Here is a 19,834-nt window from a genome sequence, read left to right as displayed (position 1 = left end):
TCTTAACAATTATTGCTTCATATTGTTTATGCTGTTCATAAGCGGTTCAATAAAGAGCAGTATACCGATTATAACAGCAAATATTGAAAAAACCAAAACTGCTCCTGCAGCAGCATCTTTCGCCTTCTTCGCAAGGAGATGATATTCAGGTGTGATTAAGTCCACTGTGTTTTCAATCGCAGTGTTGATCAACTCGAGTGCCAAAACCAGACCGATTACAATCAATAAAATGATTAATTTCAATGAAGAAAAATCAAGTGCAATCGCTGTAGTGATAACGATTACACTAATAATGGTGTGAATCCGAAAATTTTGCTCTGTTTTAAACGTTGTAAATATGCCTGCAAATGCAAACATAAAACTTGAGAACAACTTTCTCCATGAAATCATCTGCTTAATCCGTATTGCTCCAATATTTCTTCTTGTCTGCCAAACATTTTCTTTTCATCTTCTTCGTTCATATGGTCATAACCTAACAAATGCAGAAAACCGTGTACAGCGAGGAAGCCCATTTCTCTATCTAAAGAGTGTCCATACTCTTCAGCCTGTTCTTTAGCAACATCTAAGCAGATAATAATGTCTCCTAGAAACCTCGTCTCTTCTCCGCCTATAATTTCTGTCTCATCTTCACCCATCTCTTCCATGGCAAAAGAAATCACATCTGTTACGCTGTCTTTTTGGCGATACTCGCTATTAATTTCTTGAATTCTTTCTTTGGTTACAATGGTTACAGATACTTCCGCTTGGCCTGTTTCTTCCATTTCAGCCGCTTTTTCAAGTACCTTTGTTAAAAGTTCCTGAAATTCTGTACTGTTTTCATCAATTTCGTTTAAATACTCTACATGTAGTATCATTGTTTTTCCACCTTTTTCGTTTCTTCTGGATACTCAATTCTGGAATGGAAAATTCCTTTCAATGTTTCGGTCAATGTCTTAGCTACCGTATCCAGTTCTTTAAGGGTAATGTCACATTCGTCAAACTGTCCATCCTCAAGTCTATCATTTATTATCTTTCGAATGATTCCGTCGATTTTAACTGGTGTCGGTTTCGATAATGATCGAACAGCCGCTTCAACAGCATCAGATATACCGATAATAGCAACTTCTTTTGTTTGTGCTTTTGGCCCAGGATATCGAAAGTCTGATTCTGCGACTTCCTTATCTGTTAGCTTAGCTGCTTTATGATAAAAGAATTTTAACAAAGTCGTTCCGTGATGTTGTTCAGCTATGTCAATAATCTCTTTCGGTATTTTTTCTGCTCTAAGCATATCTGCTCCGTCGTAGGGATGCGCCGTTATTATCGTCTTACTTAATTGTGGAGCAATCTTGTCATGCGGATTCTCCATATTCATTTGATTCTCTATAAAAAAATGGGGGCGTTTCGTTTTTCCTACATCGTGATAATATGAACCCACTCTTGCAAGAAGTCCATTAGCACCAATAGACTCACAAGCTGCTTCAGAAAGATTGGCTACCATGATGCTATGGTGATAAGTACCCGGTGCTTCCATCAGCACTTTTCGCAATATAGGATGATTTGGATTAGATAGTTCGATAAGTTTTGTTACTGACAATATGTTAAAAGAAGACTCTATAACAGGTAACAACCCTAGCGTAAGTACAGCTGAGACAAAACCAGAAATGGCTGCACAGCCAAGATCTAATCCTATTTGCAGAGATGTGAACTTTCCGTTTTGCAGCAATAGAACACTCGCTACAGTTAGGATGGCAATAAAAGATACAAAAAATCCAGCTTGAAGGATTTTCGAACGCTGCTGTGTTTTGCCTAGAAACACAATTCCAGAAATCCCGTTAAATAAAACATACATGCTCATGATAAAGTTAAAGTTTCCTGCTGTTTGTTCGTTAAAGATTAAAGCTGCACTAAAAGCAAAGATAATCGTAGAAACAACTGCGAGCTCTTCATTAAAGAGCATCTTGATCATCATCGCACCTGCAGCAACAGGAACGGCATACATTAGACTTGTTAAACCAAGATTGGTACTGATACTCAATACTTTCATTACGACAAGGGTAAGCGTGAACAATAAGGCGTAGATTGTTACATATTTTCTAAAATGCTCCTTCTCGCGCTCTTCTTTCATAAAATAATACAAACCAGCCATTACGATCAACACAAAGAGGAACAAACCATAATACGGATACGTTTTCATTTCCTGATCCAGTAATCCAACCTTTTTGAGCCTATCAAAGATTTCAGGTGTGATTACCGCCCCACTTTTAACTAGGACTTCTCCTTCTCTAATCACAACCTCTTCAACTTTATCACTTGCTTCTTTTCGTTTTTGTCTTGTTTTCTCAGTATCAAGCGTTCTATTCGCAATAATAAAACTTCTAGTGATTTCTTCTGTAGCATTCCTTAAAGAATAAGACAGATTGCTGTTTTCACGGATCAGTTGAACAGCTTCATTTCTGGCCTCTTCTACCTCTTCAACCATGATAGGATTGGATAATACCTTGTTCACAACATCCGGACCTAAATTTTTCATATTGTTTAATTCTGTTTCACTCGCTTGAGCCAAAGCAGTATATGTCTCATCAGATATTTCAGATTTGTCTATTGAATCTTTTATCTGTTCCAGCTTCTGATCCATGGATAGCGGGGCTTCGTCATCCTTTTTTTCCTCTTCTGACTTATTAATGGTTATAACTAGATCAAATAGATCTTTCAAGGCTTCTGCTTGAAGTAAAGCGAGATCTTTATTAAATGTATATTCATTCTTAACACTCTCTTCAGCCAGCCTTTTCCTCGCTTCCGTCTGATCTTCAAGCGGAATCGTAATAGGAGATTGGATATCCCTAGGAGCACGCTCATAAACATTGACGTCCACTACATTGGGAGTAACATTGCTGACTAAAAGGGAAAACAAAATGATGCCCATAACAATAAAGGATACTGTTGCTACACTTAAACGAAAGTAATTGGACAAAAGATGCCTGATATTGGACAAGCGATACCACTCCTTAAACTTGTACATCCTGTTCTAATCTTAGCAAAAATTGTACAAATATGGTACTTTTCTAGGGGGAAAAGATAATTGCAGTTTTTTTGAATGAAGTATTTTTAAATAGGCTGTTTTTGCTTTTAAAAGTAGTTGAGCTCCATTTCACATGCTCGCTTTCCGCTGGGCAGGCGGTGAGCCACATTCATAACGTTTCACTTTTAAGTATATTAATAACAGCCGCAATGTCCAAACAGCACGTAAAAAAGCCCCCAGAGAAATGGCGGCTTAGTCTTCGTATGTTTCATATGCTTCGATGATTCGTTGTACTAGCGGATGACGTACAACATCCAATTGTTTTAAGTATATAAAATCAATGCCCTTTACGCTCTCGAGCCTTTTTTCGGTTACTTTCAACCCAGATTCTTTTCCACGCGGAAGATCGATCTGTGTTAAGTCACCTGTAATAACCATCTTAGAGCCAAAGCCAAGACGCGTTATAAACATTTTCATTTGTTCTGGTGTTGTGTTTTGCGCTTCGTCTAAAATAACAAAGCTTTCATCAAGTGTACGGCCTCTCATGTACGCTAATGGAGCAATTTCAATCGTCCCGCGCTCAATCAGCCTTTCAGTATGTTCAGCCCCTAGAAGGTCATGCAGCGCATCGTAAAGAGGCCGCAGATAAGGATCCACTTTTTCTTTTAAATCCCCCGGCAAAAAACCAAGGCTCTCTCCTGCTTCAACAGCAGGGCGAGTAAGTACAATCTTTTTCATTTTACCTTCTTTTAAAGCGTTAACTGCCATAACTACAGCAAGATAGGTCTTACCAGTACCAGCAGGACCAATACCAAATACAAGGTCGCGCTTTCTCATGGATTGAACGTAATGCCGCTGACCAAGAGTTTTTACACGAATTGGTTTTCCTTTTGCAGTAACCGCAATATCTTCTTCATAAAGTTCACTTAATTCATCCAGCATATTTTTTTCAGCAAGCTGAACAGCATAAACAATGTCTCTTTCTGAAATCTTAATTCCTTTGCGTACCAATTTCAGCAAGACAAACAGAGTCTCTTCAACCATTTCTGCTTTAGTAAGTTCACCTGAGACTAAAATGTCTTCTCCTCTGGTAACTATACTAACATTGAGCTTGTCTTCAATCACCTTCAAGAAAGCATCGTTCGGCCCAAAAAGGGAAGCTGCTTCAGTCGTATTTTCGAGTTGTAATGAATTAAGTCTTTTCGTTTCTGACAAACTACTCATTCTCCTTGTTGGATAGGTATAGGTTGTTCAGATGCAATATTTTCAATTACTTGGTAGAGCATCGTTAATTTAACTTTACCATTCGAGACGTTTTGTTGCCAAACTTTTTCACCTTTAATTTTTGCATCTTCAGGCAATTTCTTTCCTAATTCTTTCTTTGCCATCTTCTTACCAACTTCGATGGCTTCTGCTTTCGTGTAGGAGCGCTTGACTCCATCCGTTTCCCTGATTTCTTTTTTTATATAAGAAAAGGGCATCTTCCATTTCGCTAAGTAAAGAGGGCTTTCATTTAGTGTTTCCGTTTTGTCTTTAAATTCTCCATCAGAAAATCCGTATATCGGAAGATTTAGACCAAACAAAGATACATAATGTCTGTTTTTATATTCACCTGTGTACGTTTGAAAAGAAGTATTTAAAGGAACTTCCACCTCTGTTTGATACCATACTTCTCCCCAGATCTTCCCTTTTGCACTTACGAGCTGTGGTTTTTTTTCTTTTCCTATAAGCCCAGAAACTAATAAGGACCCTTTCTTAACATAATCATTCACACCAACGATGGGTTGTCCTTTTTCAACGAATACAGAATGAATCACAGCTTCTTTCGTTGCGACAAGATGTCTTGGGCCGGTAATCGGTTTTGCTTCAGGTATCTCCTTTTCAACTACTTCCAAGCGATATGAGGTACCATGTTGGGTAACACCGATCCATGTGACATTGTCCATTTTTTCTGTTAATTCCCGCTGAATTTCTCTAACGTTAGGCAATAGAAAAATAAATTTCCCCTTCGTCACTCCTATTTCAACAGCGGCTTTTCTTAACTCATATTCAGTCTTAGGATTTGCCCCCGTAACATTTATATTCCAAATCATATTAGATAATAAAAAAAGCACAAAGATAAAAGAGGCCATACCTAGGATAAAACCATTTCTTTTCCACATTCTATTCAATAGAAAAGGTGTACCCTTCTTTTCTTTTATTCTAATTCTTAATTTGTTTTCTTTTAGAATGACTTTTGCTTTTCTTACATCAGATAAGGATATGGAAACGAGTACGCGGTTATGATCAAGAGGCTGAATATCCCATATCTGTATTCCAGATTGTATGCAAGTATTTATAAAAGAGCTAGAATCTTGTCCAATAATTTCAACCCTTATATAGCCTTTTATATGATTCCAATTGGTTTTCATCTTGTCCCTCCCTATTCATCAACACGTTATTCATTTTTAAAATCAACTGAAGATATCGTTCCTTCAAGTAAGATTTCTTCCGGTAAGATGGTTTTAATGACAAATTCACTTCCTTTAATAACGAGAGTCCCTTGTTTTAATTTGAGTGTAAGCTGTTCATTCGAAAAAGCTTTTACACCTCTGTGGTTTTCAATATATATGTGTAATTGTCCAATCATCGTGATTCGGGGTAAATCCATCACTACATCTGCTGGTAGTTCAAGGTTCTGCATCATCCATTTGTTTACTTGCTGCCGCAATTTTCCCATAAAAAAACCCCCTCTCTCCATTTTTATGAGAGCAGGGGGTAAACTATCACTATTTCATTGTTTCGTTTCGTTGTTTTCGCATGGCTTCGCTGAAAGTAATGATAAGAGTAGAGAAAGCCAGTGGCAGCATTTCTTTAGAAAAAAACTAATGTAAAAGAGTCATTTGTTTAGATACTCTATCGCTTTTGCATAGCTTTAGGCTTTGAAAGAATTTCAGACCAGATAATCGCTTTTTGGAGTTCTTGCTGATCTACTTTAAAGCTGCTCAGAATTTCTTCTTCTTTATCTTGGTAGCGGTTCGATCGATTATTAAAATCGGCACTTTTTTGACGTTTAGGCGTCTGCCTTTCGTATTTCTTGCCTCCAGCCTCTGCAGCTTTACTTTCAGCGATTTCTTGATGTTCAACATGTGCTGGGCTGCCAAAAGGAGATACGGTTTGTTTTGGTTGTTCCGCTGCACGCCTATCAGGCACAGGTCTCGAGGTATTCTGAGTTTCTTTCATCCTTTTAAAGAAGCTAAATATCCCACCTGCAACCAGAATAACAAAAAAGATATTCGCAAACAGCAGTTCAAGAATCGCTTCAAAGATGTTCATCCTTAAATCTTCCGTCCTTTATCATCGTTGTTCTCTTTATCTGTATTAGAGGACTTGCTGATGGATTCACGCATCGTTGTGTCTGCCATAATGTTCTTCATGTTCATATAATCCATAAAGCCCATGTTTCCTGATCTAAGCGCTTCTGCTAAAGCCATAGGAACCTCTGCTTCTGCTTCCACAACTTTTGCTCTCATCTCCTGAACTCTTGCCTTCATCTCTTGTTCATTAGCAACGGCCATGGCACGTCTCTCTTCGGCTTTTGCTTGAGCAATATTCTTATCAGCCATAGCTTGATCTGTTTGAAGTTCAGCCCCAATGTTTTTACCGATATCAATATCCGCAATATCAATGGATAGAATTTCGAAAGCTGTGCCTGCGTCCAGTCCTTTTGATAATACCGTTTGAGAAATTAAATCTGGATTTTCAAGAACTTTTTTATGCGTTTCAGATGAACCGATTGTACTTACGATCCCCTCACCAACACGGGCGATAATTGTTTCTTCTCCAGCTCCCCCTACAAGGCGGTCGATGTTTGCACGAACCGTGATTCTAGCTTTTGCTTTAACTTCAATTCCATCTAAAGCCACACCGGCAATGAAAGGAGTTTCTATTACTTTTGGGTTAACACTCATCTGAACGGCTTCAAGTACATCACGTCCTGCCAAGTCGATTGCTGCGGCTCTTTCAAAGCTCAGTTCTATATTTGCACGGTGCGCAGCAATTAATGCGTTAACGACACGGTCTACGTTCCCTCCAGCCAGGTAATGACTCTCAAGCTGATTGGTACTCAAGCCTAATCCAGCTTTTACAGCTTTGATTAATGGGTTAACTACGCGATTCGGAATAACCCTTCTTAATCTCATCCCTACTAAAGTAAAGATTCCCACTCTAACACCTGCAGCTAATGCTGAGATCCATAGCATTACTGGGACAAAAGTAAATAATACTGCTAAACCAATAACAATGAGTCCGATAATTACAATACTTGCGATAGAACCGAATTCTAACATTCACACACACTCCATTCATTCATTATTTTCAACTGATCTGACAACGACACGTCCTCCACTAACTTTTACAATCTTTACTAGTTGACCTTTTTCAATATATGAGCCTTCTGTAACAACATCGAGATATTCCTCATCAACCTTCACACTACCTGATGGTCTCAATGGTGTAGCTGTTACACCTGTTCTGCCAGTTAGATCTATACGCTCTTGATGGGAGAGGTAACCTTTTTCAGAACTGGTTGAATCAAAAAGAACTAACCGCTTCAAAGGCCCGTTGTATCCAAAAGATTTAATAAAAAAGTAAGACCCTATAATTGTTACAACAATTGCGATTGCAATCGCGATCAGAATTCCAGATAGCGAACCGCCAGCGAGTATCAACCCCGTTAACATTGCTGCCACCCCCAGTATACCCATAATTCCTCCAGGCAGAAATAACTCCAATATGATCAGAACTAATCCGACACCAAACAATATAATGGCTTCCCAGCCAGCAAGACCCGCAATCATATGGCCATAAAAAAACAACATTAATGATAGTGCTCCGATTGAGCCTGCAAGCCCGAATCCTGGTGTATATAGCTCTAAAACGAGGCCTAGGCTTCCTAATGAAAGTAAGATCGGTACAACTACTGGATTTGTAACGAACCGGGCTATCTTATCAGCAAATGTAGGATTGGATTCTAAAACTTTAGCATCTTCTAGATTTAAGTACGCTAAAAGCTCCTGCCTGTCTTGAGCAATTTTCTCAGCGTAACCAACCTTTAAAGCTTCACTAGCTGTTAACGTTAGCAAATCTCCTTTTTTTACATTCAACTCTGATATCTCGATGTCTGGATCTACCATTGCTTCAGCATACAATGGATCTCTGTCATTTAGCTCGGCTGCTGCTAGCATTTCTGCCTTCCATGCAGATTCTGCTTTTTGACCTGCTGCATTACCTTGGCCATCGATAACAGCTGCTGATCCAATGGTAGTAGAAGGCTTCATGACAATTTGATCGGCATTAAGAGCTATATAAGCTCCTGCAGAAAAAGCATTCTTCACGACATAAGCCGTAATCGGAATCTCTGTTTCCCGCATGACTTTTGCTATATGTAATGCGGCGTCTACTCTGCCTCCTGGTGTGTAGATTTCAAGCACGATATGATCAGTACCATCTTCTTCTGCTTTTTTAATATTCCGTTCTAAAAAAGCTTCGAGACCTCTCTCAACCTCATGTTCAACTGGAATAAAAGTTACAGTCTTCCCTTTTCCAGCAGAGAAAACATGTTGTGTAGAAATCAAACCGTATATCCCCCATAAAAGACAAAGCAAATATATGAATAAACGGGTTTTTTTCACAAGAACCCCCCCTTCATTTTATTTTACGTTATTTTGTGGGAAAAGTTTCAAAAAATAAGAAAACGCTCTGTATAGTATACAGAGCGTTTGTCAATTCAATTATGATAATTGTTGCTGCACAATACGGTTAACGAGTCCGCCATCGGCTTTCCCTTTAACTTTCGGCATAAGAGCACCCATAACTTTACCCATATCAGCTTTTGAAGCAGCACCTGTTTCAGAAATCGTTTGAGCAACGATTTCTTGCAGTTCTTCTTCTGTAAGCTGTTTTGGTAAGTATGGCGTAAGAACAGCAATTTCATCTTGAAGACCAGCGACTAAATCATCGCGGCCAGCTTTTTCGAATTCTTGGAGGGAGTCTTTTCTTTGTTTCATTTCGCGTACAAGAACGGTAAGCTCTTCTTCCTCATTTAATTCGCGTCCTAGCTTGATGGCTTCATTTTGAAGTGATGCCTTAAGCATACGAATAACAGAAAGCTTTTGCTTGTTCTTGTCCTTCATCGCTTGTTTCATATCTTGATTTAAATCGTTAAGAAGACTCATAATTCTTACTTACACCCCGCTTAGAACTTACGCTTTCTTGCTGCCTCAGCCTTCTTCTTACGCTTTACGCTTGGCTTTTCATAATGCTTGCGCTTTTTAACTTCAGCCAATGTTCCATCTTTGGAAACGGATCTTTTAAAACGACGAAGAGCATCATCAATGGATTCATTCTTGCGAATACGTGTTTCTGCCATTTGTATTTCCCTCCCTCCAGACCACCCTTACATAAAGTAAAGATGCGTCACATATCTTTTGCCATTATAATATATCCTTGCAATACGGTCAACTTAATTTAAACAAGTTGGTCGGAGAGAGCAGGTAATTATTCAAAAACAGATATTAATAGTCTGAAGTGGATGTTCCGCCTTCAACAATTGCGATTCCTGCACTAGCACCAATACGAGTCGCACCAGCTTCGATCATAGCTAAAGCTGTTTCACGGTCACGTACAGCACCAGATGCTTTTACTCCAATGTTTGGTCCAACTGTTTCACGCATTAACTTAACATCTTCAACAGTCGCTCCGCCAGTTGAAAATCCAGTAGATGTTTTAACGAAGTCAATACCAGCTTTTACAGCGATTTCACATGCTTTAACTTTTTCTTCATTCGTTAAAAGAGACGTTTCAATAATAATTTTAGTAAGTGCCTTGCCTTTAGCTGCTTCAACAACTGCACGAACATCTTGTTCAACTAGTTCATAATTTCCATCTTTTAAAGCACCAATGTTAATAACCATATCAACTTCAGTAGCACCATTTTCAATCGCATTCTTTGTTTCAAATGCCTTTACTTCTGGCGTATTTGCACCTAATGGGAAACCAATTACCGTACAAACGGCAACATCTGAATCCTTTAATTGTTCAAATGCTGTATAAACCCAAGTTGGATTAACACATACAGAAAAGAAATTATATTTTTTAGCTTCTTCACAAAGAGTTAAGATCTCTTGCTTTGAAGTATCTGCTTTTAATGCTGTGTGGTCAATCATTCTTGCAACGTTTAAATTGCTCATTTCAACAAACCCTTTCTTAAATAAAAAATTAAACACCGTTAGTATCATATCAAATAATTCGACATAAATCGAGTTACTTCAAATCTTAAATGATAAATCGCAGTTTTTGTAAACATTGTTGCTTTCAAGAATTTTTTTTCTTTTTAAAAAACACCCTGGCATGAACTCCAGGGTGTTAGCTTGAAACAGCTTGCTTCAGGATTTCTTCCATCTCTTGTTTTACAAATACACCTTTATTATAAGGATACCCAGCTTCAGTAATTTTCACTTTCACTAATTTACCGATCATCTCTTCGCTGCCTTCAAATACAACTTTTAGATAATTTGGCGTATATCCTACAAATAAATGGCTTCCAGCTTCTTCTTTAAAAGCTTCTTCTGGAATAACTTCAACAACTGTATCTTCATAGTTCGAAGCATATTCTTTCGCTAATTGATCGGATAATGCGATCAGCTTGTGAACACGTTCATTCTTAACATCTTCTGGAACTTGATTCTCCATCTTAGCAGCTGGGGTACCGGTACGTTTCGAGTAAGGAAATACATGAAGTTCCATAAATTTATGGTTCTCAATGAATCGATACGTCTCCATAAACTCTTCTTCTGTCTCTCCTGGGAACCCAACTATAACATCCGATGTAATCGCAAGACCCGGAAGCGCCTCTTTCAAACGATCTAATCTTTCTCCAAACATTTCCATCGAATACTTTCTTCTCATTCTTTGCAGAACTGAATTAGAACCAGATTGAAGCGGTATGTGAAGATGGGGAACCACTTTGTCAGATCTGCCCATTACCTCAATCACTTCATCAGAAATCTGACTAGCCTCAATAGAAGAAATACGTATACGTTTAAGCCCCGAAATATTTTTATCTAAATCATCAAGCAGTTTTGCAAACGAATAATCTTTCATATCCTCGCCGTAACCTGCTGTATGGATTCCAGTAAGAACGATTTCTTTGTATCCTGCATCAACGAGCTGCTGTGCTTGAGAAAGAACATCTTCTGGTTTTCGAGAACGAAGAAGCCCCCTTGCCCAAGGAATAATACAAAATGTGCAGAAATTATTGCAGCCTTCTTGAATCTTTAATGATGCTCTTGTTCGATCAGTAAAGGCTGGCACATCTAATTCTTCATATACTCGTGCCTTCATAATGTTAGAGACTCCATTAATCGGCATACGTTCCTCTTTGTATTGTTGGATATAGGAAAGCATTTTAGAACGATCTTGTGTGCCTACAACAACATCTACGCCCGGGATCGCCATAATTTCGGCTGGTGAAGTCTGAGCATAGCAACCTGTAACACAAATAACCGCATCAGGGTTTTTACGGATGGCTCTTCTAATTACTTGTCTGCTTTTTTTATCACCAGTGTTTGTCACTGTACATGTATTAATCACATAGACGTCTGCTGTATTGTCAAAATCAGCTCGTTCGTAACCTTCAGCTTGAAAAAGCTGCCAGATTGCTTCTGTTTCGTAATGATTTACTTTACAACCTAATGTATGAAATGCAACGGATGGCATATTGATCACCCCTTTAATTCAAAATGATAAGAAATGGCAGATAACATATATAATGGCGCTGTTTCTGTCCTTAAGATTCTGGGACCAAGCCCGCATAATACGAATCCACGTTCACTAAGAGAAAACGCTTCTTTTTCACTGATTCCTCCCTCAGGTCCAATGACACAGAGGATGGAATCTCCCTTAGCTGCTGTTTTCAAAACAGAAGCAAAACGTGATGATTCGTGTTGTTTAGCTTCTTCTTCAAACGCAACGATTTTTATATTATACTGTTCTGCCATTTTAAGCAAATCAGAAAAAGAACCTGGCTTCAGAATCTCTGGAACCCTGCTTCTATGAGACTGTTCTGCAGCTTCTTTTGCAATTTTTTCTAAACGTTCTTGTTTCTTCAAAGCTTTTTTTTCATCCCATTTTACGACTGAACGCTCAGCTGTATATGGGAAAAAGGATACAGCTCCAAGTTCTGTGCCTTTTTGGACAATATACTCGAGCTTATCTCCCTTTGGAAGTCCCTGTGCAATGGTAACAAACACAGGCATCTCAGTTTCTGTCTCAACATCTTTAACTACCTGTACCTCAACAGCGTTACCGTCAAGCTCCACGATTTCACACAAAGAGGTGCGACCGTTGTTATCCGAACAGATGATGTGATCTCCATCTTGCATTCTCATCACTTTTAAGATGTGTTTCGCATCTTCGCCTGTTATTGACACGCGGTTATCTCTCCAGTTTTCTGACGGAACAAAGTACCTTTGCATGAAGCGCACTTCCTATCATCTTATTTCTGATTTTGAGCAACGATCGCTACCCAATCTTCCATTTCTAGAACTTCTACGATGGTAAAGCCTTGTTGTTCTAACTTTTCTTTCACATCGCGTTTTTTACCTTGTATAATACCTGATGTAATAAAGTATCCGCCCGGCTTCAATGCTTTTGCTGTATCTTCGACAAATAATAGAATGATTTCAGCCAAAAGGTTTCCTACAACAAGATCGACTGGACCATCAATGCCTTTTAAGAGATCATTCTGGTCTACATGGACTTTTGTATGAACCTTATTCAGCTTCACATTTAAACGGGCAGAGTTCACTGCTACTTCATCAAGGTCATAAGCTTCAATTTGTTTTGCACCTAACATAGCAGACGCGATACTTAAAACTCCTGATCCTGTTCCAACATCAATAACAGAATCGCCTTCTTTGATATATTTTTCGATAGCCTGTAAGCTCATAACAGTTGTAGGGTGTGTTCCCGTACCAAAAGCCATCCCAGGATCTAATTCGATTATAAGTTCATCAGAATTTACAGGCTTGTAGTCTTCCCAAGTAGGGGTAATTGTAATTCTCTTTGAGATTTTTACCGGCTTATAATATTTTTTCCAAGCAGTTGCCCATTCTTCTTCATTCACTTCTGAAATAGATATCGTGTTTGCCCCAATATCAATATCGTACTTAACAAGATTCGTAATCGCTTGTTTGATCTCTTCGACCGTTTCACCTAAAAAACTATTTACAGGTAAGTACGCTTTTAAAATAACCCCTTCAGAAGGATAATCAGATGGATTCAGCTGATAGATTTCGCCAAATACGGATTGACGCTCTTTAGAGAGGTCATCAACATCCTCAATCACAACTCCGCTTGCTCCTGCCTCATGTAAAATATTCGATACTGGTTCAACAGCTTCCTGAGTAGTGTGGATGCTAATCTCTGACCATTTCATCATATCAACTCCGTTAGTTAGTTTGGCTTTTAGATATTTTAAATAGACTGTTTTCGTAAAACTTTGTTGCTATTGAAAGTAGTTGATTTCCGCTCAAGGTGTTCGCTTTCCGCGGGGTGTGCGGTGAGCCTCCTAGCGCTCTATGCTGTTAGGAGTCTCACCTGCCCCACTCATCCCGCAGGAGTCTCTCACCTTACGCTCCAATCAACTTGTCAATGATGAGAATAATACAAAGTAATACCTTAAGCAACAATCTTTTAGAAAGAGCATTTAAATTAAAAAAGAACAATTAAATGCATCCGAGTAAGTTAATAAGTTACTCGAATGCTGAGTTTGTTTAGTCGCCTTTGAACGCGCGCTTTACTTTATCGAAAAATCCATCTTGTTGTTCATCTGGCAGGCTTCCGCTGATCTCTGAGAAGTCACGCAGCAGCTGTTTTTGTTTCTCGGTAAGATTTTTAGGTGTTATGACTTTCACTTGAATATGCTGGTCACCTTGACCTCTTCCATGAACATTTTTCACACCTTTTCCTCTTAAGCGGAAATGAGTTCCTGTTTGTGTTCCTGCTGGAATCTTCAGCTTAACTTTCCCGTACAAGGTTGGGACTTCTATTTCATCTCCCAGAGCTGCTTGAGAAAACGTCAATGGCATCTCGCACAGGATATCATCTCCATCACGCTCGAAGAACTCATGATCTGCTACTTGGAACACCACATAAAGATCACCTGCAGGTCCGCCGTTCACGCCTGGTTCTCCATGCCCAGACATACGGATCTGCTGACCATTATCAACACCAGCAGGTACTTTAACTGAGATTTTCTTGTTTTTGCGTACTTTTCCTGCACCATGGCATGTATTACATTTTTCTTTAATAATCTTTCCTTTACCACTGCAATGGTTACATACTCTTCTGTTTACAATTCGGCCAAAAGGTGTGTTTTGTTCAACATTCAGCTGGCCGCTGCCATTACAATGTGAGCACGTTTCCGGTTTTGTTCCAGGCTTTGCACCTGATCCGTGACAAGTAGCACACGACTCTTCTGTAGGAATCTGAATATCGGTTTCCTTTCCGAACACAGCTTCTTCAAAAGAAAGACGCAGTCCGTACTGAAGGTCATTACCTTGGCGGGGAGCATTCGGATTTCGTCTTCCTCCGCCACCGCCGAAAAACATATCAAATATATCGCCAAAGCCGTCAAAACCAGCTCCACCTCCACCGAATCCTTGATTTGGATCCGTATGGCCAAATTGATCATAGTGAGCTTTCTTTTGAGGATCGCTCAACGTTTCATATGCATCTTTAACTTCTTTAAATTTCGTTTCCGCATCTGCCTCTTTATTTACATCTGGGTGATACTTTCTGGCAAGTTTACGGTATGCTTTTTTTACCTCATCACCTGAGGCGTTTTTATCTAATCCAAGTACTTCGTAATAATCTCGTTTACTCATATAGGACACTCCCGATTTCTCACATAAAAGTTATCTTACCATTGAATACCACCTGACTCAAGACGAAAACTGCAAAGGTTTTGTTACGGTCTTAAGTCCGATGTTCTCATCGTCAACTCAGAAAAAAAGTCAAAGTCAAGATGACCTGACTTTGACTTTTATCTGCTAAAAATTACTTTTTGTCGTCGTTTACTTCTTCATAATCAGCGTCAACGATGTTGTCATCATTCTTCGTTGATTGTCCTTCTGCATCGCCTTGTTGAGCTTGAGCTTGTTGAGCTGCTTGCTCATAAAGTTTAACAGAAAGCTGTTGAACGATTTCGCTCAATGCGTCCTTTTCTTTCTTAATCGCTTCAATATCGTCACCTTCAAGGGCCTTTTTCAAGCTCTCTTTAGCTTCTTCAGCTTTCTTCACTTCAGCTTCGTCTACTTTACCTTCAAGGTCTTTCAACGTTTTATCAACTGTGAATACAAGCTGATCCGCTTCATTTCTAGTGTCGATCTCTTCACGTTTCTTCTTATCCGCTTCAGCATTTTCTTCAGCGTCTTTTACCATGCGATCGATCTCTTCGTCAGAAAGTCCTGTAGAAGATTTAATCGTGATGGATTGCTCTTTATTCGTTCCTAGATCTTTTGCACGTACGTTTACAATCCCGTTCGCATCGATGTCAAAGCTTACTTCGATTTGAGGCACTCCACGCGGTGCTGGTGGGATTTCAGATAACTGGAATCTTCCAAGCGTTTTATTGTGCGCTGCCATCTCACGCTCTCCTTGAAGAACATGGATATCAACAGATGTTTGGTTGTCAGCAGCCGTTGAAAATACTTGGGATTTTGAAGTTGGGATCGTCGTGTTACGATCGATCAATCTAGTAAATACTCCACCCATTGTTTCGATACCTAATGAAAGTGGTGTTACATCTAGAAGAACAACATCCTTTACATCACCAGCAAGCACTCCACCTTGAATAGCTGCACCTAGTGCTACAACTTCATCAGGGTTTACACCTTTATGAGGCTCTTTGCCCGTAAACTTCTTGATCGCTTCTTGCACAGCAGGGATACGAGTAGATCCACCGACAAGAATTACTTTATCAAGATCAGAAGGTGACATTCCAGCATCTTGAAGTGCTCGACGAGTAGGTCCCATAGTGCGCTCAACTAAGTCTGAAGAAAGATCTTCAAATTTTGCTCGAGATAAGTTTAACTCTAAGTGCTTAGGTCCAGAAGCGTCCGCAGTAATAAACGGCAATGAGATTTGAGTAGATGTTACACCAGAAAGATCTTTCTTCGCTTTCTCAGCTGCATCCTTCAAACGCTGAAGTGCCATTTTATCTTTAGAAAGGTCAATGCCGTTCTCTTTCTTGAATTCGCTAACTAAGTGGTCGATGATTACTTGGTCAAAATCATCTCCACCAAGCTTGTTATCTCCAGAAGTAGCTTTTACTTCAAAGAAACCATCGCCTAGTTCAAGGATAGATACGTCAAACGTACCACCACCAAGGTCAAATACTAGAATCGTTTGGTCTTCGTCTTTTTCAAGACCGTAAGCTAAAGCAGCTGCTGTAGGCTCGTTTACGATACGCTCAACTTGAAGTCCTGCGATTTGTCCAGCATCTTTAGTTGCTTGACGCTGTGCATCATTGAAATAAGCAGGCACTGTAATAACCGCTTTTTCAACTTTTTCTCCAAGATAGTCTTCTGCATGAGACTTTAATTTTTGCAAGATGATCGCAGAGATTTCTTGTGGAGTGTAATCTTTACCTTCAACCGTTTCTTTATGGTCAGTTCCCATATAACGCTTGATCGACATGATTGTATTCGGGTTCGTTACAGCCTGACGCTTTGCAACTTCCCCAACTGAACGATCTCCGTCTTTGAATGCTACTACTGATGGTGTTGTACGGTTTCCTTCCGGATTAGGAATTACAACCGCTTCTCCACCTTCCATAACAGCTACACAAGAGTTTGTTGTACCTAAGTCAATACCGATGATTTTACTCATGTTTTTTCCCTCCATCATTCATATGTAGTTCTTAAGCGTTTACTTTTACCATTGCTGGTCGAATTACTCGATCTTTTAACAGGTAACCTTTTTGCAATTCCTCAATAACCGTGTTGGATTCAAATTCAGAATCCTCTACTTGCATTACAGCTTGGTGCAAGTTCGGGTCAAATGTTTGACCAACTGACGGAATTTCTGTCAATCCCTCTTGTTTCAGAGCATCTGCCAACTGACGATAAACCATTTCCATCCCTTGGATTAGCGTTTTGGTTTGCTCGTTCGTAGCTTCAGTCTTCAAAGCACGCTCAAAGTTATCGAGTGCAGGTAATAACTGTTCTAAAAGACTTTGAGATTTATATTTAAGGCTCGCTGCCTGTTCTTCTCTTGTACGGCGACGGAAATTATCGTAATCCGCTTGCAAACGAAGATTCTTTTGACTAGCTTCCTCAAGTTTTGCTTCTAATTCTGAGATACGTAGCTGTTCCTCACTAAGAGTTTCCTCCGTTGAAGATTCTGCTGATTCTTCAACAACTTCTTCAGTTTCCGCCACTTCTTCATTCACATCTGTCTGTGATTGATCTTGAGTGATATCCTCTTTGTTCATGCTTTCACCTCCCTAAACTAATACAATTAATTAGAAAAACCGTTTAATCGATTTGTCATTTCCTTGGATAACGAATCTAGCAGCGAAATAACTTTCTTGTATTCCATTCTCGTTGGACCGATTAATGAAATGGTTCCTATATGTTTGCCATGCATGGTATAGGAAGCATTTATCACACTGCAGTTTTTCATGGCTTCATGCTCATTCTCTGTACCAATCCGAATTGTTAGACCCTTATCAGTAGAGGAAACAAGCTTTTCCATTAGATCACGCGTTTCCAAAAAGTCGAGTAGCGGTCTAACCTTATCAAGATCACGGAATTCCGGTTGAGAAAGCATGTTTGTTTTCCCGCCATAAAAAAGCTTTTCTTTCTTACTCCATAATAGAAGCTGATCAAGGAAAACTCCCATGTTTTGATAATCTCGGAGATGTTTTTTAAACACAGCTGAAAGTTCTTTTTGAATACGTGTGTTCAGCTCTATCAATCTAACCCCTGCAAGTCTTTCGTTCAAAATATTCACGAGCTTCTCAAGTTCAGACGGTTCAATTGTTTCAGGTAGAACGATCTGTCTGTTTTCAACATGTCCGGTGTTCGTTACGAAAATAGCAACAGCCATCTGAGACGATATCGGAATGATCTGCATGTGTTTGAGCTTCATATCTAGGGCGTTAGGCCCTAAAACAACAGATGTATAATTGGTCAGATCTGATAGAATTTTAGCAGATTGATCAAATAACGCTTCTGCCTCCTGAACTTTTTCTGTGAATAAAAGTTCTGAATGTCCAATCTCACTTTCCTTCATGAAAAGAGAAGGTAGAAGATGATCTACATAAAAACGATAACCTTTTTCAGACGGTATTCTACCAGATGATGTATGGGTTTTTTCTAAGAATCCAAGATCCTCCAAATCCGCAAGTTCATTTCGAATGGTTGCGGGACTGTAGGTAATGTCCTCTCGCTTAGAAATTGTACGGGAACCTACAGGCTCAACATGCTTAATATAGTCATCTATTAAAACACGCAGAATAAAGAGTTGACGTTCCGTTAACATACCATCACCCCATTTGTTAGCACTCTTAAAGAGCGAGTGCTAAATCTATAATATAAGTTACCAAAAGGTACTCTTCGTTGTCAATCTAAAACTACACCAATAAATTCTTGAAAGACTTCGTTGCCTAAAGGTCTTCCATCCTTTGTTAAAAGAAGAGTGTCTTCCCTCTGTTCCAGCCAACCTTTTTGAATGAGTCTTTGAATGGGTTCTTTATAAATATCAAACATGGATCTGCCATAACGATTCATAAACGTCTTATCAGAAACACCTTCTTCTTTACGAAGACCCATGAACATTTCTTCTTCCATCTTTTCAGCTATAGGTACTTGATGTTCTTCGATATAAGGAAAACCTTGTTCCTCGATTAAGTTCATATATTGTTTTAATGGACCCGCATTTCTTCTTCTCGTCCCCTCAACATAACTATGGGCTCCTGCACCAATCCCAAAATATTCGTTATTATTCCAGTATTGGAGATTATGTTTGCTCTCAAACCCAGGAACTGCAAAATTGCTGATCTCATATTGCTTGAACCCTTTTTTATCAAGAGTCTCAATTAAATATTCATACATTGCGGCTTCAAGCTCTTGCTCTGGCAAGACGAGCTTACCTTTTTGGGCTAGATTATAAAATACAGTTTTCTTTTCAATCTGCAATGAATAAGACGATATGTGCGGAACATCAAGTGCCAGTGCCTCGTCTACTGACTTCTTGAACATATCCATCGTTTGTCCTGGCAAACCAAACATCAAATCAATCGACATATTGTGAATTCCTGCAACTTTAGCTTCAGCAACAGTTGAATACACATCTTCTCTGTTATGTGTCCGACCTAATTTTTTTAACAAAGAGGATTGAAACGCCTGCACGCCGATACTCAGCCTGTTAACCCCATTATCTTTTAAAACTGCGATTTTTTCTTTTGTTGTTTGTTCTGGATTTGCCTCAACTGTGAATTCTTTTAAGTATTTGTTTCCAAACACTTCGTTTACATCATTTAAGAAAGTTTTCAATTGATCTTCACTTAGAGAAGTAGGCGTTCCCCCTCCTACGAAAATCGTCTCCATTTCATAGTTCTTAAACCTGGACGTCGTATTCAGCATCTCTTTTTTCATAGACGCTAAATATTCATCTACTGGCTGTTGATGAATAAAAATCTTATTAAAATCACAATAGTTACAAATCTGGACACAGAATGGGATATGAAGGTATGCCGCTTTAAGCACGATGTTCACCGCCTTTTATTCT

Annotated in this window: 20 protein-coding genes; all 20 read right to left on the bottom strand. The window is 39.2% G+C overall.

Annotation, left to right across the window (positions count from 1 at the left end; translation table 11 throughout):
* Nucleotides 1–9: 9 nt before the first annotated feature.
* On the bottom strand, nucleotides 10–390 hold the full coding sequence (locus P8610_RS02055) for a diacylglycerol kinase family protein (RefSeq protein WP_394602913.1): 381 nt from the start codon (nucleotides 388–390) through the stop codon (nucleotides 10–12).
* On the bottom strand, nucleotides 387–854 hold the full coding sequence (ybeY, locus tag P8610_RS02050; RefSeq protein ID WP_394602912.1) for an rRNA maturation RNase YbeY: 468 nt from the start codon (nucleotides 852–854) through the stop codon (nucleotides 387–389). The genes P8610_RS02055 and ybeY overlap by 4 nt, the downstream gene beginning before the upstream one ends.
* Nucleotides 851–2,971 (bottom strand): HD family phosphohydrolase, encoded by a 2,121-nt coding sequence (locus P8610_RS02045; protein ID WP_394602911.1) that lies wholly within the window; start codon nucleotides 2,969–2,971, stop codon nucleotides 851–853. Before P8610_RS02045 ends, ybeY begins: the two co-directional genes overlap by 4 nt.
* 279 nt (nucleotides 2,972–3,250) lie before the next feature.
* Nucleotides 3,251–4,213 (bottom strand): PhoH family protein, encoded by a 963-nt coding sequence (locus P8610_RS02040; protein WP_394602910.1) that lies wholly within the window; start codon nucleotides 4,211–4,213, stop codon nucleotides 3,251–3,253.
* Between the two features lie 5 nt (nucleotides 4,214–4,218).
* Entirely contained in the window at nucleotides 4,219–5,409 is a 1,191-nt protein-coding gene (gene yqfD / locus P8610_RS02035) for a sporulation protein YqfD (protein ID WP_394602909.1), read from the bottom strand.
* A 26-nt stretch (nucleotides 5,410–5,435) separates the two neighbouring features.
* On the bottom strand, nucleotides 5,436–5,717 hold the full coding sequence (yqfC, locus tag P8610_RS02030) for a sporulation protein YqfC (protein WP_394602908.1): 282 nt from the start codon (nucleotides 5,715–5,717) through the stop codon (nucleotides 5,436–5,438).
* Between the two features lie 176 nt (nucleotides 5,718–5,893).
* Nucleotides 5,894–6,313, bottom strand: coding sequence for a hypothetical protein (locus P8610_RS02025; RefSeq protein ID WP_394602907.1), 420 nt, complete (start codon nucleotides 6,311–6,313; stop codon nucleotides 5,894–5,896).
* 2 nt (nucleotides 6,314–6,315) lie between these two features.
* Nucleotides 6,316–7,326 (bottom strand): flotillin-like protein FloA, encoded by a 1,011-nt coding sequence (gene floA, locus P8610_RS02020; protein ID WP_289495079.1) that lies wholly within the window; start codon nucleotides 7,324–7,326, stop codon nucleotides 6,316–6,318.
* 15 nt (nucleotides 7,327–7,341) lie between these two features.
* Complete coding sequence (locus tag P8610_RS02015; RefSeq protein WP_394603097.1) at nucleotides 7,342–8,622, bottom strand: NfeD family protein; 1,281 nt, start codon at nucleotides 8,620–8,622, stop codon at nucleotides 7,342–7,344.
* 147 nt (nucleotides 8,623–8,769) lie between these two features.
* Complete coding sequence (locus tag P8610_RS02010; RefSeq protein WP_289495077.1) at nucleotides 8,770–9,213, bottom strand: GatB/YqeY domain-containing protein; 444 nt, start codon at nucleotides 9,211–9,213, stop codon at nucleotides 8,770–8,772.
* Nucleotides 9,214–9,233: 20 nt separating this feature from the next.
* Nucleotides 9,234–9,407 carry a 30S ribosomal protein S21 gene (gene rpsU / locus P8610_RS02005; protein WP_066237650.1) on the bottom strand — a complete coding sequence of 58 codons (174 nt, stop codon included), beginning with the start codon at nucleotides 9,405–9,407 and terminating at the stop codon, nucleotides 9,234–9,236.
* 145 nt (nucleotides 9,408–9,552) lie between these two features.
* Nucleotides 9,553–10,227: a deoxyribose-phosphate aldolase gene (deoC, locus tag P8610_RS02000; RefSeq protein WP_289495076.1), complete on the bottom strand. Its 675-nt coding sequence runs from the start codon at nucleotides 10,225–10,227 to the stop codon at nucleotides 9,553–9,555.
* A 175-nt stretch (nucleotides 10,228–10,402) separates the two neighbouring features.
* The gene (gene mtaB, locus P8610_RS01995) at nucleotides 10,403–11,755 is read right to left on the bottom strand and encodes a tRNA (N(6)-L-threonylcarbamoyladenosine(37)-C(2))-methylthiotransferase MtaB (RefSeq protein WP_394602906.1); all 1,353 of its coding nucleotides are present in this window, start codon (nucleotides 11,753–11,755) and stop codon (nucleotides 10,403–10,405) included.
* Nucleotides 11,756–11,760: 5 nt separating this feature from the next.
* The gene (locus P8610_RS01990) at nucleotides 11,761–12,513 is read right to left on the bottom strand and encodes a 16S rRNA (uracil(1498)-N(3))-methyltransferase (RefSeq protein WP_394602905.1); all 753 of its coding nucleotides are present in this window, start codon (nucleotides 12,511–12,513) and stop codon (nucleotides 11,761–11,763) included.
* A 20-nt stretch (nucleotides 12,514–12,533) separates the two neighbouring features.
* Complete coding sequence (gene prmA / locus P8610_RS01985; RefSeq protein WP_394602904.1) at nucleotides 12,534–13,475, bottom strand: 50S ribosomal protein L11 methyltransferase; 942 nt, start codon at nucleotides 13,473–13,475, stop codon at nucleotides 12,534–12,536.
* A 337-nt stretch (nucleotides 13,476–13,812) separates the two neighbouring features.
* Nucleotides 13,813–14,925: a molecular chaperone DnaJ gene (gene dnaJ / locus P8610_RS01980; protein WP_289495072.1), complete on the bottom strand. Its 1,113-nt coding sequence runs from the start codon at nucleotides 14,923–14,925 to the stop codon at nucleotides 13,813–13,815.
* Between the two features lie 172 nt (nucleotides 14,926–15,097).
* Nucleotides 15,098–16,930, bottom strand: coding sequence for a molecular chaperone DnaK (gene dnaK / locus P8610_RS01975; protein WP_394602903.1), 1,833 nt, complete (start codon nucleotides 16,928–16,930; stop codon nucleotides 15,098–15,100).
* A 31-nt stretch (nucleotides 16,931–16,961) separates the two neighbouring features.
* Nucleotides 16,962–17,534 (bottom strand): nucleotide exchange factor GrpE, encoded by a 573-nt coding sequence (gene grpE / locus P8610_RS01970; RefSeq protein ID WP_289495070.1) that lies wholly within the window; start codon nucleotides 17,532–17,534, stop codon nucleotides 16,962–16,964.
* A 26-nt stretch (nucleotides 17,535–17,560) separates the two neighbouring features.
* Nucleotides 17,561–18,586 (bottom strand): heat-inducible transcriptional repressor HrcA, encoded by a 1,026-nt coding sequence (gene hrcA, locus P8610_RS01965; protein WP_394602902.1) that lies wholly within the window; start codon nucleotides 18,584–18,586, stop codon nucleotides 17,561–17,563.
* A gap of 80 nt (nucleotides 18,587–18,666) precedes the next feature.
* Nucleotides 18,667–19,812, bottom strand: a complete 1,146-nt coding sequence (gene hemW / locus P8610_RS01960) for a radical SAM family heme chaperone HemW (protein ID WP_394602901.1) — start codon at nucleotides 19,810–19,812, stop codon at nucleotides 18,667–18,669.
* Nucleotides 19,813–19,834 lie beyond the last annotated feature (22 nt).

Origin of the sequence: Fictibacillus sp. UD (genome assembly GCF_043558025.1) — a bacterium.
Classification (GTDB): Bacteria; Bacillota; Bacilli; order Bacillales; family Fictibacillaceae; genus Fictibacillus.
This window is presented reverse-complemented; position numbering and strand designations above follow the sequence as displayed.